Source organism: Citroniella saccharovorans (assembly GCF_035481615.1).
GTDB classification, from domain to species: Bacteria; Bacillota; Clostridia; order Tissierellales; family Peptoniphilaceae; genus Citroniella; species Citroniella saccharovorans.
Genome location: NZ_JAYKOT010000003.1, coordinates 1,010,776 through 1,028,122, shown reverse-complemented (window position 1 = coordinate 1,028,122; position 17,347 = coordinate 1,010,776). Strand labels below are relative to the sequence as shown.

General features: G+C 29.5%; 14 protein-coding genes. All 14 read left to right on the top strand.

Going from position 1 to position 17,347, the window contains the following annotated elements:
• Positions 1 to 20: 20 nt before the first annotated feature.
• The 14 genes from ftsW to VLK81_RS07395 all read left to right on the top strand — a co-directional run bounded on the left by ftsW (position 21) and on the right by VLK81_RS07395 (position 17,290).
• Complete coding sequence (gene ftsW, locus VLK81_RS07460; protein ID WP_324620000.1) at positions 21 to 1,130, top strand: putative lipid II flippase FtsW; 1,110 nt, start codon at positions 21 to 23, stop codon at positions 1,128 to 1,130.
• 2 nt (positions 1,131 to 1,132) lie between these two features.
• Positions 1,133 to 2,227, top strand: coding sequence for an undecaprenyldiphospho-muramoylpentapeptide beta-N-acetylglucosaminyltransferase (murG, locus tag VLK81_RS07455; protein WP_324619999.1), 1,095 nt, complete (start codon positions 1,133 to 1,135; stop codon positions 2,225 to 2,227).
• Positions 2,228 to 2,240: 13 nt separating this feature from the next.
• Positions 2,241 to 3,044 (top strand): cell division protein FtsQ/DivIB, encoded by an 804-nt coding sequence (locus VLK81_RS07450; RefSeq protein WP_324619998.1) that lies wholly within the window; start codon positions 2,241 to 2,243, stop codon positions 3,042 to 3,044.
• Between the two features lie 235 nt (positions 3,045 to 3,279).
• Positions 3,280 to 4,332 carry a cell division protein FtsZ gene (ftsZ, locus tag VLK81_RS07445; RefSeq protein WP_324619997.1) on the top strand — a complete coding sequence of 351 codons (1,053 nt, stop codon included), beginning with the start codon at positions 3,280 to 3,282 and terminating at the stop codon, positions 4,330 to 4,332.
• Positions 4,333 to 4,791 (top strand): transcriptional regulator NrdR, encoded by a 459-nt coding sequence (gene nrdR / locus VLK81_RS07440; protein ID WP_324619996.1) that lies wholly within the window; start codon positions 4,333 to 4,335, stop codon positions 4,789 to 4,791.
• A gap of 139 nt (positions 4,792 to 4,930) precedes the next feature.
• On the top strand, positions 4,931 to 6,235 hold the full coding sequence (locus VLK81_RS07435; protein WP_324619995.1) for a replication-associated recombination protein A: 1,305 nt from the start codon (positions 4,931 to 4,933) through the stop codon (positions 6,233 to 6,235).
• Positions 6,236 to 6,615: 380 nt separating this feature from the next.
• Entirely contained in the window at positions 6,616 to 8,004 is a 1,389-nt protein-coding gene (gene asnS, locus VLK81_RS07430; RefSeq protein ID WP_324619994.1) for an asparagine--tRNA ligase, read from the top strand.
• Positions 8,005 to 8,019: 15 nt separating this feature from the next.
• Positions 8,020 to 10,422 carry a leucine--tRNA ligase gene (gene leuS / locus VLK81_RS07425; RefSeq protein WP_324619993.1) on the top strand — a complete coding sequence of 801 codons (2,403 nt, stop codon included), beginning with the start codon at positions 8,020 to 8,022 and terminating at the stop codon, positions 10,420 to 10,422.
• Positions 10,423 to 11,050: 628 nt separating this feature from the next.
• On the top strand, positions 11,051 to 11,473 hold the full coding sequence (locus VLK81_RS07420) for an RrF2 family transcriptional regulator (RefSeq protein WP_324619992.1): 423 nt from the start codon (positions 11,051 to 11,053) through the stop codon (positions 11,471 to 11,473).
• 16 nt (positions 11,474 to 11,489) lie between these two features.
• Complete coding sequence (gene nifS / locus VLK81_RS07415; protein ID WP_324619991.1) at positions 11,490 to 12,674, top strand: cysteine desulfurase NifS; 1,185 nt, start codon at positions 11,490 to 11,492, stop codon at positions 12,672 to 12,674.
• Between the two features lie 8 nt (positions 12,675 to 12,682).
• Complete coding sequence (gene nifU, locus VLK81_RS07410) at positions 12,683 to 13,114, top strand: Fe-S cluster assembly scaffold protein NifU (protein ID WP_324619990.1); 432 nt, start codon at positions 12,683 to 12,685, stop codon at positions 13,112 to 13,114.
• Between the two features lie 89 nt (positions 13,115 to 13,203).
• Positions 13,204 to 14,403 carry an AI-2E family transporter gene (locus VLK81_RS07405; RefSeq protein ID WP_324619989.1) on the top strand — a complete coding sequence of 400 codons (1,200 nt, stop codon included), beginning with the start codon at positions 13,204 to 13,206 and terminating at the stop codon, positions 14,401 to 14,403.
• A gap of 2 nt (positions 14,404 to 14,405) precedes the next feature.
• Positions 14,406 to 17,015 carry an alanine--tRNA ligase gene (gene alaS / locus VLK81_RS07400; protein WP_324619988.1) on the top strand — a complete coding sequence of 870 codons (2,610 nt, stop codon included), beginning with the start codon at positions 14,406 to 14,408 and terminating at the stop codon, positions 17,013 to 17,015.
• Between the two features lie 20 nt (positions 17,016 to 17,035).
• Positions 17,036 to 17,290 (top strand): IreB family regulatory phosphoprotein, encoded by a 255-nt coding sequence (locus tag VLK81_RS07395; protein WP_324619987.1) that lies wholly within the window; start codon positions 17,036 to 17,038, stop codon positions 17,288 to 17,290.
• The last annotated feature ends 57 nt before the right edge of the window (positions 17,291 to 17,347 follow it).

Sequence of the window (17,347 nt, the reverse complement as noted above, 5' to 3'; positions counted from 1 at the left end):
GATATATTGGAGACTATGATATGAATAGGATTAAATTTGATAAAAAGTTGTTTGCTCTAATAATTCTTTTATTTATTATAGGCGTAATTTTTGTATATAGTGCTTCTTGGCCATACGCTCAAAGACTTAACTATGCAAGTAATTATTTTGCAAAAAAACAATTAATATTTGGTATAATTGGAATAATTTCTATGATTTTAATAAGTTTTATTGATTATAGAGTATATAAAAAGTTTAGCCTAGTAATTTATCTTCTATCTTTAATCCTACTTATTTTAATTTTCACTCCTTTATCAAGCGATTATGGAACTTTTGCTAGAAGGTGGCTAAATCTAGGACCAATTTCTTTTATGCCTTCGGATTTTATGAAGGGGGCAAGTATACTTTTAATGGCTTCATATTTATCTAAAAATAAAAAAATGAGAACTGATTTAAAAAAAGGTTTACTTATTGTTTTGATTATTATAGCCATTACCATTATTCCTATATATTTACAGCCAAACTTATCCACAACATTAGTTATAGCACTTACATTAGGAGCTATGTATTTTTTAAGCGGTATGAAAATAAGTCATTTTGTTGTTTCTTCTACTTTGTTTGTAGTTAGTGTAATTTATTTTATATTTTTTTCAGGTGCTGATTATAGAAAAAACAGAGTTTTAGCTTTTTTAGATCCGCTTAAGGACTTTCATGATAAGGGATGGCAGCTTTCTCAGGCCCTTTTTGCTGTAACAACGGGCGGTGTTTTTGGTCAGGGACTAGGTATGAGCAGGCAAAAATACTTATACCTTTCTGAAGCGCATAATGATTTTATTTTTTCAATTATTGCTGAAGAAACTGGTATAGTTGGAGCTTTTATTATAATTATTTTGTTTTTTTACTTCATAAGGCTAGGACTAGCTATAGCTAAAGATGCAAAAAATGAATTTGGAAGATTTTTAGCTAGCGGAATAACTTTATCGATAGGTATTCAAGCTGCTATAAATATTGGAGTTTCTTTTGGGGCAATTCCGCCAACAGGTTTGGTTCTTCCTTTTATAAGTTATGGAGGAACATCTTTAATAATTACTTTTATTATGTCTGGTGTACTTTTAAATATTTCAAAAGATAGATATAGAAATGAGGAATAACTATGAGATTAATAATATCTGCCGGTGGTACTGGCGGACATATATATCCTGCTGTTGCTATAGTAGAAGAATTTAGAAATAGATTTAAAGACGTTGAGATTTTATACGTAGGGAAAAAAGATTCTATGGAAGAGGAAGTAGCTAAGAAAAATGGTATAAACTTTAAAACGGTTAGAGTTTTACCTCTTCCAAGAAGGTTTGGAAAGAAACTTTTTATAAGTTTAAAAGAACTTCTTATTGGAATTAATGATGCTAGAAAAATAATTAAAGATTTTAAACCTGATGTTGTTATAGGTACAGGTGGTTATGTATCTGGACCAGTACTATTAGCTGCAACGCTTTTAAGAAAAAAAACAGTTATTCATGAGCAAAATTCACTTCCAGGTATTACAAATAAATTTTTAGCAAAAAGAGTAGATAAAGTACTTACGACTTATGAAGCCTCTAAAACTTATTTAAAAAATAAAAATGAAATAGTAGTTACTGGAAATCCAATTAGAAATTTCAAGAAAAAAAGAGAGAAACTTATAGACTCATATTTAAAATTAGGACTTAATCCATCACTTAAAACTATTTTTTCATTTGGTGGATCTAATGGATATGAAAAACTAAATAAAGTTGTACTTGATATGATTAACAAATATAGCGATGAGATAAATTTTAATATTTATCATCAAACTGGAAAAGATAATTATAAAAGCTTTATGGATGGATTAAAGGGTCCTTTAAAAGACAATATAAAGATTGTAGATTTTGTTCATGATATAGACACAGTTTATGATATTACAGATCTAGCTGTTACTTCTAGCGGGGCTATAACTTTATCTGAACTATCTCTTTTAAAAATTCCTTCGATTTTAATTCCTAAAAGCTATACAGCGGAAAACCACCAAGAATATAATGCTAAATTATATGAAGATGTTGGTGCTTCTTCTATGATTTTAGAAAAAGACTTAAATTCTTCTTTATTATATGATAAAATAAAAGAAATACTAGCTGATGAAAAAATTTTAGAGGCTATGAGCAAGAATTCTTACAAATTAGCCAAAGAAAATTCTTCTCAGATAATAGTTGATGAGATTTTAAAAATTTTATAAATAGGAGAGAGTAATGTTTTCAAATAATGATTATGATATCGATAATAAAACTATAGAAGATGAAAAATATAATAAAAAAAGAAAAAAGAAGAATAATTCTAAATGGATAGCATTCACTTCTCTATTTATTATCATAGGTTTGATTCTCATGGGAGCTTTTTTAGCCTTAACTCATGATTATTTTAAAACTGGAGATGATATTGTCGTTAAGGGCAATATTCTATTAAAGGATGAAGAAATTATTGAAAAGGCAAATATAAGTAAGGAGAATTTCTTCAAGCTAAATACTAAGAATATAGAGAATAATATCAAGCAATTAGATAATATAAAATCTGTAAAAGTAGAAAAACTTTTACCAAATAAGATTGTAATTAATGTTGTTGAAGATGCTGATTTTGCTTACGTTAGTGTGGATAAGGGTTATTTAATTATTTCTTCTGATCTTATAGTTGATAGACTTGAAAAAAAATTAAGTGAAGAACAGCAAAATAAACTTATTAAAATTATCAATGCATCCTATGACAGTTTACAAATTGGAGCTAAGATTACAAGTAGTCCTAGAGAAGAAGAATTTTTAAAAACACTCATTGATAAAGACTTATATACAGTTACAAAAGAAATTGACTTTGGTGAAGCTGAGGATGATGTTAAATTAAGAGTTAACTCTCATACAATTATAAGTTTTGGCAAATTAGAAGATTATGATTACAAATTTTCTCTAATTGAAAAGATTATAATTGACTTAAAAGAAAAGAAAATTTCTCCTAAGGAAATTATTTTAAAAGATACAGATAATCCAATTGTTGTAAAAGATTAAGTTTATATTTTTGATACAATATTTAAAGAAAATAAAAATTTTATAATCAAAAATGGCTAAAATATAAGATTTTTACATCTATATAAGTAATACAAAAAAATATGATTTTCTCTGAAAAAGTCCTAAATTATACTAGTTTAGGACTTTTTTTATTAGAAAGAATATTTAAATTTTGCTATAATTACATTGATATTAAATTTATTAATTTGTGAATTTGAATTGGAGGATGAAATAAATGTTTGATATGGAAGTATATTCTAATGACCTTGCTAAGATTAAAGTCATTGGAGTTGGCGGCGGTGGAAATAATGCACTTAAAAGAATGATTGATCATGGACTAAAGGGAGTTGAATTTATAGTAGTAAATACCGACAAACAAGTTCTTGCATCTTCTAATGCAGATGTTGCACTACAAATTGGTACAAAGCTTACTAGAGGATTAGGCGCGGGAGGAGATCCTACAGTTGGAGCAAAAGCAGCAGAAGAATCTAAGAATGAAATTGCCGATGTTTTACAAGGAGCAGATATGGTATTTATAACTGCTGGAATGGGAGGCGGAACAGGTACTGGAGCTGCTCCTATTGTTGCAGAAACTGCTAAAGAAATGGGAATACTTACTGTTGGAATTGTAACAAAACCTTTTTCATTTGAAGGAAGAAAAAGACAAATTCAAGCAGAACAAGGGATTCAAGTATTAAAAGAAAAGGTAGATACTTTAGTAACTATTCCAAATGACAGACTTTTACAAATTGCTGAAAAGAGAACAACTATGGTAGAAGCTTTTGAAATGGCTGATGAAGTACTTATGAATGGTATTAAGGGTATATCAGATTTAATTGCTGTTCCAAATCTAATTAATCTTGACTTTGCTGATGTTAAATCTGTTATGAGTGATCAAGGTATCGCTCATATGGGTATTGGAATTGCTAGTGGCGAAAATAGAAGTATTGAAGCTGCTAAGGCTGCTATTAAGTCTCCTTTATTAGAAACTTCAATTGATGGTGCAAAGTCAGTTCTAATTAATGTAACTGGTGGAGAGCTTGGAATTTTTGAAATTAATGAAGCAGCAGATTTAATTAGAGAATCAGTTGATAAAGATGCCAACATTATCTTCGGTGCTGGAACTGATGAAACATTGAAAGATGATATTAAAATTACTGTTATAGCTACTGGATTTGATCCAGAAAAGCCAGCAGTTAATACAACTAAAGAAGAAAAGAAAGAAAAAGAACAAGAAATAGATTCTGAAATTAGCATACCTTCATTCTTAAAAAGAAGTGGTTTTTAGATGAAGTGTCCATATTGTAATTTTCATGATACCAAAGTTGTAGATTCAAGACCCACTGAAGACAATATGTCAATTAGGCGAAGAAGGATGTGTCTTTACTGTAATAAAAGATTTACAACTTATGAGAGATACGAGGACACGACTTTGATGGTTATTAAAAAAGACCAAACAAGAGAAGCTTTTGTTAGAGAAAAAGTTTTAAAGGGAATGATTAGAAGCTGCGAGAAAAGACCGGTAAGCATTGAAGACCTTGAAGCTGCTGTTGATGAAATTGAAATTTCACTCAATCACTTAAATCAAAAGGAAGTAACTTCTACACTTATTGGAGATATGGTTATGGATAAACTCAAAGAGCTTGATGAAGTCTCATACATTAGATTCGCAAGCGTATATAGAGAGTTTAAAGATGTTACTGGCTTTTTAAGCGAGGTAAAAAATTTAAACAAGGAAGATAATTAAAATAGGAGGATTTTCCTCCTATTTTTTGTTTTTATATATTTAATTGTTATAATTGATAGTAGATTTACCTATTATTTTATTTATACATAAGAAATATATTTATATAATGCGGATTTTCTAAGAAAGAAGGAGAAAACTAATGAATTTATTTGAAATGGAAGCTAAGGAAAATCTAAGTGCTTTTAAACCTCTACCATATAGATTAAGGCCAAAAACAATGGATGATATATTAGGGCAAGAAAAAGTTGTAGCTTATTTTAAAAAAATGATAAAGTCTAATCATTTACCCTCTTGTATATTTTTTGGCCCACCAGGAACTGGAAAAACTAGTATATCTTCAATATTGGCAGATAGTTTTTCATACCCTTACTATAAATTATCGGCTGTAACAAGCGGGGTTGGGGATATAAAAAAACTAGTCAAAGAAGCTAAGCAAAATATAGAATTATATAAAAAGCCAAGTATATTATTTCTAGATGAAATTCATAGATTTAATAAATCGCAACAGGATTATTTATTACCTTTTGTAGAAAATGGGCTTATAATTTTAATTGGAGCAACTACAGAAAATCCTTATTTTTCCGTAAATAAGGCACTTCTTTCAAGATTAATTGTATTTGAAATAAAGGCTCTTAGAAAAGAGGATCTTAATAGACTTATTGATAAGGCGCTTAATGAGGATGAAATTATTAAAAACTTGGGAGTTGAAATTGACAGCGATGCTAGAGATTTTTTACTAAGATTTTCTAATGGAGATTCAAGAATGCTTTTAAATATTATAGAAAATGCTGCTGTAAGCTCTGATTATAAAGATGGAAAATCAATTATTACAAAATCAAATCTTGAAGATATTTTAGAAAAAAAATATCAGAATATAGGAAATAGGGATGATGAACATTATAATACGATTTCTGCCTTTATAAAATCAGTTCGGGGATCAAGTCCTGATGCTGCTATATACTACTTAGCAAAACTTTTAGAGGCTGGAGAGGACCCGATGTTTATAGCTAGGAGGTTATGTATTCTTGCAAGTGAGGATATAGGGCTAGCTAATTCAAACGCTATTAATGTTGCTTCAAGCTCATTAAATATAGTTGAGAAAATAGGCATGCCTGAAGCAAGGATTACTTTAGCAGAAGCAGCTATTTACTTAGCTCTTTCCCCTAAGTCTAATTCCTCATATTTAGCTATAGATAAGGCAATTGATTTTGTTAGAAATAATCCAAATAATGATGTACCTAATTTTTTAAAAGATACACATTATGAATCTGCTAAAAAACTTGGCTATGGTATAAATTATAAATATCCCCATAATTATGAAAATGGATATGTAGATGCAAACTATCTTCCAGATGGCATAAGTGAAAAGTTTTATGAAAAAGTAATGAGGGGAGAAGAAAAACTTTTAAATGAAAGACTTAATGAAATAAAGAAAAAAAGTTAGTCATATATAAATAAGATATTAATTATAAAAAGAATTCTAAAAAATATTTTTATTATAATATTCTTAGTAAGAAATAAGAATACTTTATCATTTATAAAAATTTATCTTATTTGACAAAACCAGATTATTTCGGTATAATTTTAAAAAATAAGCTATGATTAAGAAAGTAGTATAGGTTAAATTTGTCACAGAGAGCGCTTGTAGGGTGAGAGAAGCGAACAAATACTTATATGAAGAACACTTATGAGCTTAAATGCTGAAATTAATTAGGCCTTTACGCATTGGATAGCGTTAAAATCTTCTATGGGTGGCATAACGAAATAATAGCTTTCGTCCTTAGGGACGGAGGCTTTTTTATATAATTAAATTTAGGAGGAAAAATGAAGCTTACAGTAAGAGATATTTTTGAAAAAAAATCCGAACTAATTGAAAATGATATTGAAATAATGGCTTGGGTAAAAAATCTTAGAGACTCTAAAAACATTGTATTTATAGAACTTTCTGATGGAACTTGTTTTAAGCCAATACAAATTGTCGTTGATAAGGAATTAGAAAACTTTGAAGAAGTTAGAAAGTTTAATCTTTATACCGGTATTAGAGTTTTTGGAAAATTAGTTGAAACAAAAGGAGCAAAACAGCCAATCGAAATTCAAGCAAAAGAAGTAGAACTTTTAGCTGATTCTTTAAGTGATTATCCGCTACAAAAGAAAAGACATACATTTGAGTATTTAAGAACTATGGAACATCTAAGAGCTAGAACCAATACTTTTAATGCAGTTTTTAGAGTTAGAAGTTTGCTAAGTTTTGCTATTCATAAATTCTTTAACGAAAGAGGATTTTTATATATTCACACTCCTATAATCACTGGTTCTGATGCAGAAGGTGCGGGAGAAATGTTTCAAGTTACAACTTTAGATATAGAAAATCCACCAAAAAATGAAGATGGTAAAGTTGATTATACTAAAGATTTCTTTAATAAAAGAACACATTTGACAGTATCTGGTCAGTTACAAGGTGAAGCTTATTCACTTTCTCATAGAAACATATATACTTTTGGACCTACTTTTAGATCTGAAAATTCAAATACAGCTAGACATGCAGCAGAATTCTGGATGATGGAACCTGAAATCAGTTTTGCAGATTTACATGACAATATAGCCCTTTGTGAAGATATGTTTAAATATATTATTAGCTATGTTTTAGAAAATGCAAAAGATGAAATGAAATTTTTTGATTCTTTTATTGAAAAAGGTATTATAAAAAGGCTAGAAGATGTTATAAGTAAAGATTTTAAAGTTATGACTTATACTGAAGCTGTTGAAATTTTAAAACAGTCAAAAGAAAAATTTGATTATCCAGTTGAGTGGGGAATAGATTTACAAACTGAACACGAAAGATATATTTCTGAAAAAGTAGTTAATGGTCCAGTTTTTATAATTGATTACCCTAAAGAAATCAAGGCATTTTATATGAGAGAAAATGATGATCACAAGACTGTAGCAGCTATGGACCTTCTAGTTCCAGGAGTTGGAGAGATTGTAGGTGGCTCACAAAGGGAAGAAAGACTTGATATTTTAGAGAAAAAAATAAAAGATAATCATATGAAGATAGAAGATTACAAGTGGTATTTAGAACTTAGAAAATATGGCGGAGTTAAGCATGCAGGATACGGATTGGGCTTTGAAAGAATGGTAATGTACTTAACTGGTATGAAAAATATTCGTGATGTAATTCCATTCCCAAGAACTGTAAACTCTTGTGACTTTTAGAAAGGAGAATATATAATGGATAAATATAATCCAAATGCTATTGAAAAAAAATGGCAGGAAATTTGGAGAAAAGAAAAACCTTGGAAAACAGAAATTAATGAAGACAAGAAAAAATATTATATTTTAGTTGAATTTCCTTATCCATCTGGTCAAGGACTTCATGTTGGTCACCCTAGAAGCTATACAGCTCTTGATGTAGTTGCTAGAAAAAGAAGACTTGAAGGATATAATGTTTTATATCCTATGGGCTTTGATGCATTTGGACTTCCTACTGAAAATTATGCTATAAAGCATAAAATTCATCCAGCAAAAGTTACAAAAGCAAACATTGACAATTTTAAACGTCAATTAAACTCATTAGGATTTTCATTTGACTGGGATAGAGAAATTAATACGACAGATCCAGAATATTATAAGTGGACACAATGGATATTTTTAAAATTCTTTGAAAAAGGTTTAGCTTACAAAAAAGAAATGCCAATAAATTGGTGTCCATCTTGTAAAACAGGTCTTTCTAACGAAGAAGTTATTGGTGGCTGCTGCGAAAGGTGTGGAGGAGAAGTTATTCACAAGGTTAAAAACCAATGGATGCTTAAAATCACAGAATATGCAGATAGACTAATAGATGATCTTGAAGAAGTAGATTATCCTCAAAGAGTTAAGGCAGCTCAAATCAATTGGATTGGAAGATCTTACGGGGCTGAAATTAATTTTGAAACAAGTGATGGTGGAAAGATTAATGTATTTACAACTAGACCAGACACCATTTTTGGTGTAACTTACCTAGCAATAGCTTGTGAACATAAACTAATTGAAAAAAATAAAGATAAAATCAAAAATTACGATGAAGTTAAAAAATATATAGAGGCTACTCTAAAAAAATCTGATTTTGAAAGATCTGAAGTTAATAAAGATAAAACTGGCGTAGTTCTTGATGGAATATATGCCATTCACCCATTTACTAAGGAAAAACTTCCAATCTTCGTAAGTGATTATATACTTATGTCTTACGGAACAGGAGCTATAATGGCTGTTCCTTGCCACGATGATAGAGATTTCGCTTTTGCTAAGAAATTTAATATGGGAATTAAACAAGTAATTTCAGGAGATTTTAAAGATCAAGCTATAACTGATACAGAGGGAAAAACATTAATAAACTCTTCATTCTTAGATGGACTTAGCGTAGATGAGGCAAAAGAAAAAGCCATAGAAGAAATAGAAAAAATAGGTGTAGGAAAGAAAACTAAAAACTTTAAATTAAGAGACTGGGTATTTTCTAGACAGAGATATTGGGGAGAGCCTATTCCACTTATATATTGTGAGGAACATGGCTATGTTCCAGTTAAAGAAGAAGATCTTCCATTAGTATTACCAGATGTAGAAAACTATGAACCTACAGACGATGGAGAAAGTCCTCTTTCAAAAATAGATTCATTCGTTAACACAACTTGTCCAATTTGTGGAAAACCAGCAAAAAGAGAAACAGATACAATGCCTCAATGGGCAGGATCAAGTTGGTATTATTTAAGATATATGGATCCACATAACGACAAAGAACCAGTTTCAAAAAAAGCTGTAGATTATTATGGCCCAGTTGACTGGTACAACGGTGGAATGGAACATACAACTCTACACTTACTTTATTCAAGATTTTGGCATAAATTCCTATATGATTTAAATCTTGTTTCAACAAAAGAACCATACTTAAAAAGAACGAGCCATGGTATGATTCTTGGAGAAAATGGTGAAAAAATGTCTAAGTCAAGAGGAAATGTTGTAAATCCAGATGAAGTTGTAGAAAAATATGGAGCAGATACCCTAAGATGCTATGAAATGTTTATAGGGGACTTCGAAAAAAGCGTTCCTTGGTCAGATAGTAGCATGAATGGCTGTAGAAAGTTTTTAGAAAAGGTGTTTAATCTTAGAGATATTATCACAGACGGGGAAAATTATTCAGAGGATTTAGAAATATTAATCAATAAGACTATAAAAAAAGTTTCAGATGATTATGAAAATTTAAAATATAATACTGCTATTGCTGCTCTAATGGAACTTTTGAATGAGTTTAGAAAGAAAGATAAAATCACTAAAAAAGACTTTAGCACTTATTTAACACTACTATATCCTGTTGCTCCTCATGTTACCAGTGAGCTTTTCAAAGAAGTTTTTGATAGTTATGTATATGATGAAGACTGGCCAAGTTATGATGAAAATAAATTAACTGAAAACACAGTAACTATTCCAGTTCAGATCTTAGGAAAAACAAAAGATACTATTGATGTTGACAGAGAAATTAATGAGGAAGATTTAGTAGAACTAATAAAATCTAAAGATGAGTTCAAAAAATATCTAGAAGGTAAAAATATAGTAAAGGTAATATATATTAAGGAAAAAATCATCAATTTAATAGTAAAATAAAAAATTAATGGACAAGGGTCAATATCGACCCTTGTTTTTTTACTATGTTTTAGCACAAAAAAATTTTCACTTAATCATAAATTATGAGATACAATTTTAATATTGTTGTAATTTATTTTAATTGTGATAAAATTAATATAGAAACATAAATTGGAAGGTATGTTTCTAAATTACCTTTTATATATGTTTTTGTCTTTTTTTTCTTTTTACCACCTATACTTAGGTGGTTTTTTCATTAATTAGTCTTTTAGTCAAAATTTATTTACTAATTATTTTATTTTCCAAAATTTTAATATTAAATTATATATTTTAACAATAAAATTATAAATTTTAAGCAGGATTTTTAAAAACTACTATATCTTTAACAAAAAAACACTAAAATTACAAAGCATAAATAGGTTATAATATTTTTTACTACAAATTATTAAATAATATAAACTTTGGGTATATATAAAATATTGGCATTCTATCTTTGATAGAGTAATTATTTTATATTTTTGCTTTTATTTTAAATCTATATATAGTATAATACTTATGATATTAGTATGTATTAAAATTTGCTATATAAAGCAGAGGGTATTTTAAAATATAAATTTAACATATATTATTTCTCTAAGGGGGAGAAATTATGAGATTATCTACAAAAGGTCGTTACGGACTAAAGATTATGTACTACTTAGCAAAATACTCTTCTGATCAGCCTACTCCTCTTTCAGAAATTGCAGAAAATATGGAGCTTCCTGAAAATTATTTAGAACAGTTAGTTAGAAAACTTAAAAAAGCTAACTTAGTTGTGAGTACAAGAGGTGCTCATGGAGGATATAGTCTTGCTAGAAGTCCTAAAGATATTACAATTGGTGATATTTTTAGAAATATGGAAAATCAATTTTTTTCAGCCGAAAGTGCTTTAGAAGATAATATTTTCAAGAGAAGTGATGCAGTTGCTGAAATGATAGTTTATAAGAGAATTCAGAGTTATCTAGATGAGGCAGTTGATGGTTATACGCTTGAAGATATGCTAAGTGATGAAAAAAAGCAAATGAGTCTATAAGATTGGAGGATAAAAATTGAATAGACAAATTTATTTAGATAATGCAGCTACTACAAAGATAGCTGATGAAGTTTTAGATGCAATGCTACCATGGCTTAAAGAAGGCTATGGAAATGCTTCTTCTATATATTCATTTGGAAATAAATCCAAAGTTGCTATAGAAGAATCTAGAGATAAAATTGCTTCCTATTTTGGATGCAAACCTAAAGAACTTTTCTTTACATCAGGCGGTTCTGAGTCAGATAATTGGGCTATAAAAGGTGTAGCTCATAAGTACAAAAATAAGGGAAATCATCTTATTACGACAAAGATTGAACACCATGCTGTATTACACACTATGGCTGCTCTTGAAAAAGAAGGTTTTGAAGTAACTTATCTTGACGTTGATGAAGAAGGATTTGTTAATCCAAAAGATGTAGAAAACGCAATTACAGATAAGACTATTTTAGTTTCTATTATGTTTGCGAATAATGAAATTGGTACTATAGAACCAATTAAAGAAATTGGTAAAATTTGTAAGGACAAGGGAGTATTATTCCACACAGATGCAGTTCAAGCCGTTGGTTCAATCAGGATTAACCCAGACGAATATAATATTGATTTGATGAGTATGTCTGGACATAAGATTCACGCTCAAAAGGGAATTGGTATCTTATATGTTAGAACTGGGGTTAAACTTGACAATTTAATTGACGGTGGAAACCAAGAAAGAGGAAAGAGAGCTGGAACTGAAAATGTTGCAGGTATAGTTGGATATGCTAAGGCTTTTGAATTAGCCTATGAAAACTTAGAAGCTAGAAACAAAAAAATTTCAGCCCTAAGAGATAGATTAAGGGATAGAATTTTAAATGAAATTGAATTTTCTAGACTCAATGGAGCAAAGGATGATGAAAAAAGACTTGTAAACAATCTTAATATTTGCTTTAAATATATTGAGGGAGAGTCTTTACTTTTATTATTAGATGACAAGGGAATTATGGGTTCAAGCGGATCAGCTTGTACTTCAGGTTCATTAGACCCATCGCATGTTTTGTTAGCAATAGGTCTACCTCATGAAATTGCTCATGGCTCTTTAAGATTAACTCTTTCAGATGAAACAACTGAAGAAGATGTTGATTATGTTGTAGAATCACTAAGGGAAATTGTACAGAGACTTAGAGATATGTCACCTTTATATAAAAATTTTATTGAAAGGAAATAATTTAAAATATGTTATACTCAGAAAAAGTAATGGATCACTTTAGAAATCCAAGAAATGTCGGTGAGATAGCTGATGCTGATGGAATTGGCGAAGTTGGCAATGCTAAGTGTGGAGACATTATGAGAATGTATCTAAAGATTAATAAAGATAGAATTATTGAAGATGTAAAATTTTTAACTTTTGGATGTGGATCTGCTATAGCATCTTCATCAATGGCAACTGAACTTATTAAGGGAAAATCAGTTGATGAGGCAATTAAGCTTACCAATAAGGCTGTTGCTGAAGCACTTGACGGACTTCCACCTATTAAAATGCACTGCTCAGTTTTAGCAGAAGGTGCCTTAAAAGCTGCTCTATATGATTATCAAGAAAAATCAGGATATAAAATCAAGGGACTAGAAAATTACGACCCAAATAAAGATTTTGATCACGATCATTAATTTTTAACCAGCTTGAAGCTTTAAGACTTTAAGCTGGTTACTTTTCTTTATTAGATAAAAATGGTATAATATATTATATAGGAGGAGTTATGGAACAAATTAATTTACAAAATATTTTAATTATTATTATAATAGCTTTTGTTCTAACTTCAATTTATTATCTAATTAATATTGGTAATAAGCACGTTGGTGAATCAAATAAAATTATTTTAAGTAGAGTTAATATTATAAGAACCTTAATTTTAATTATAAGTGTTATTTTTGTTATTTTTATTTTTAAAAAATATCCTATTATACTTAGCACTATAATAACTTTAATCTTGTCGGTAGTAGTAGCTTATATTATAAATCCATTAGTTAATTATTTTGAAAAGAAGCTAAACAAAAGAGCCTATGCTATTCTTGTAAGCTATCTCATAATTTTTGGATTTTTCATTATTTTAATTGGACTAGTTGTACCTATTACTATTGATGAGTTAAAGAAACTTTTGAGGTCCCTACCAAATATTTTAAATGAAGTTGAAAAGACAATTGATTCTATTGCAGTTAACTTCACAGGAAACAATGAACAGTTAGCTGTTTTTTATAATAATATTTCAGAAGGTTTTCAAGAATATGCAAATAAAATACAAATTTCACTTTTTAAATTCATTACAGAACTTGGATCTAATGCTTCCGGTTATGCCAGTGTTTTTATAAGGATAGCTTTAATTCCAGTTGTAAGTTTTTACATACTTCTTGATAAGGATAAGTTAATTTCTAAAATAAAAAGTTTAAGCATTTATAAAAATAACAAGGTTTCAAATTTATTTAAAGATATTGATGAATCTATGTCAGAATTTGTAAGAGCTAGAATACTCATGGCTATTTTCGTTGGAGTAGTAACCACTATTGTGCTACTTATTTTAGGAATAGATTTTGCTTTAGTTATAGGTCTTATAACTATGATTGCTGATATTATTCCATATATTGGTCCATTTTTGGGATTTGTACCAGCTATTGTCCTAGCCCTTATAAAAGGACCTTATATGGCTATTCTTGTGGCTATACTTTTTGTTGCAATTCAGTGGGTTGAAAATAATGTTATTGGACCAAGAATTTTGGGTAAATCTGTTGGCCTTCACCCACTCGTTATTCTTTTATCTTTAATAATTGGTGGAGGAATGTTTGGAGTTGCAGGAATGATTTTTTCTGTTCCTGTAGTTGCAACAGGAAAAGTTGTTATTAAACACCTTGGCCCTACTATGAAGGAAAAGTTTTTTAATTTAATCGATTATAAAAAGGAGTAATTATGAAAAATTTAAGTGTTAATGAGTTAAGGGAAGCTTTTTTAAAGTTTTTTGCTGAAAAAAAACATAATAGACTTGAATCTTTTTCTTTAGTACCTGAGAATGATGACTCTCTTCTACTTATAAATGCAGGAATGGCACCACTAAAAGATTATTTTATGGGCGTTAAGAAGATGCCTAACAATAGAGCTACTTCTTCTCAAAAATGTATAAGAACTGCTGATATCGATTTAGTTGGTAAGACTTCAAGACATGGAACTTTCTTTGAAATGCTTGGGAATTTTTCTTTTGGAGATTATTTCAAGAGGGATGCAATTAAATGGGCTTATGAATTTATTACTGAAGTTATTGAAATGGATACAGATAAGCTTTGGGTATCAGTTTATAAGGATGATGATGAAGCTTATAATATATGGAAAGATGAGGTTAAATTTCCAGAGGAAAGAATTGTTAGACTAGGTAAAGAAGATAATTTTTGGGAACTAGAAGTTGGACCTTGTGGACCATGTTCTGAAATCCATATTGATAGGGGAGAAGAATATGGATGCGGCAAAGATGATTGCAAGCCTGGATGTGATTGTGATAGGTTTTTAGAGTTCTGGAATTTAGTTTTCACTCAATTTAATAAAACTAAAGATGGCGAATATATTCCTCTTGATCATCCAAATATAGATACTGGAATGGGCCTTGAAAGATTAGCTTTAATTGTTCAAGGTAAGGAAAATATTTTTGAAATTGATGTAAATGATAAAATAATAAAGACTATTGAAAATCTTTCACATAAAAAATATGGTGAAGACAAAAAAATTGATTCTTCTATAAGGGTTATAACCGATCATATAAAAGCTCTTATGTTTTTGATAGCTGATGGAGTTATTCCTTCAAATGAGGCTAGGGGATATGTTCTTAGAAGAATTATGAGAAGAGCTATCCGCCATGGTAGACTTATTGGTATAGATGGAGAATTTTTAACTAAGGTTGGAGAAACTGTTATTGAATCATATAAAAATGCTTATCCTGTTTTAGAACGTGATAAGGAAAGAATTTTTAAAATTATTTATGCAGAAGAAGAAAAATTCCAAGAAACTATAATGGCAGGCCTTCAAAAATTAAATAATCTTCTAGCTAATTTAAAAAATGGAGATATTTTGGATGGAGAAGAAGTTTTTAAGCTTTACGATACCTATGGATTTCCTATTGATCTAACTAGAGAAATAGCTGATGAAAAAAATATCAATGTTGATGAAAATGCTTTTAAAGAATTAATGAATAAGCAAAAGCTAAGAAGTAAGGCAAGTAGAACTTCAAGCGGTGGATTTTCAAACACAGGCATTAATATTGAGTTTAATAGCAAATCAACTGAGTTTTTAGGATACACTGAACTTAAATCTGAGGGATGCGTGACTGAACTTTTTGTAGATGAAGATAGAAAAAATAAAGTAAGTGAAGGTGAATTTATTCTAGTTGCCGACAGGACTCCTTTTTATGGAGAAGGTGGAGGACAGGTTGGAGATACTGGATTTATTTATGGAGATAATTTAAAAATTAAGGTTATAGATACTAAGAAAAATGCAGATGGAATTATCTATCATATTTGTGAAATAGTAGAAGGAACTGTGGAAATTAATGATAAGCTTACTTTTGAAGTAGATAGAATTAGACGCCATCAAATTGCTAAAAATCACTCTTCAACTCACTTACTAAACAAGGCGCTTAAAGAAGTTTTAGGACCTCATATTAATCAAGCTGGTTCATTGGTAGATGATAAGAGGTTAAGATTTGACTTTACTCACTTTGAAGCTATAAAGAAAGAAGATCTTGAAAAAATAGAAGAGCTTGTAAATAGCTATATTGATATGAATCTTCCAATTGAAACTAGCCAGATGGATCTTAAAGAGGCTAATAAAATAGGAGCAATTGGATTATTTGAAGATAAGTATAAGGATATTGTTAGGGTAGTAAAGATGGGCGATGTTTCTATGGAACTTTGTGGAGGAACTCACCTTTCTAGAACAAGTGAAGTTGGAATGTTTTCCATTCAAAAAGAAGAAGGAATTGCAGCTGGCGTAAGAAGGATCGAAGCTATAACAGGTAGAGAATTTTATAAAAACTTTAAAATGCTTGAAAAGACTATTGAAGATACTGCTATTGAATTAAAAACAAATCAAAATGATTTGTCAAAGAGAGCTAAAACTGTTATGATAGATCTTAGAGAAAAGGAAAAGGAAATTGAAAAGTTAAGATTAAGCTCTACTGATAGTGATATAGAAAAAGCAATTAGTGAGGCAAAAGATTTTGATGGCGGAAAACTTGTCACATTTAAATTTGATGGACTTGATATGAACACACTAAGAAGCTTAACTGACAAAATCAAAGATAAAATTGGAGATGGGGTAGTTGTACTTGCAAGTACCAATGGAAAGTCTATTCAATTTACAGCTGGAGTTAGTAAATCCTTTATTAAAAAAGGTGTTAAAGCGGGTAATATTATTAGAGAGGTTGCTAAGCTAACTGGAGGCGGCGGTGGAGGTAGAGATGACTTTGCTTCTGCTGGAGGTAAGGATATATCTAAATTAGATGATGCTCTAAAAAAAGTAAAAGACTTAATATAAAAAAGATAGGGGGATCTATTATGAATGAAAAATTTAATGAAACTATGAGATTTGAACCACAAAAAGAAACTGTAGAAGTAAAAGATATTTTAACTAAAGTATATTCAGCACTAGAAAAAAAAGGTTACGATCCAAAAAATCAAATAATAGGTTACATTCTATCTGGAGATCCTACCTATATTACTAGTCATGATAATGCAAGAAACCTTATAAGAAGGATAGATAGAGATAAAATCCTAGGAGAATTGCTTGATAATTATTTAAAAAATAAATAAAAATTAAGAGTAGTGGTAGTTATACTACTGCTACTCTCTAATTTTGTTACAGCTTAA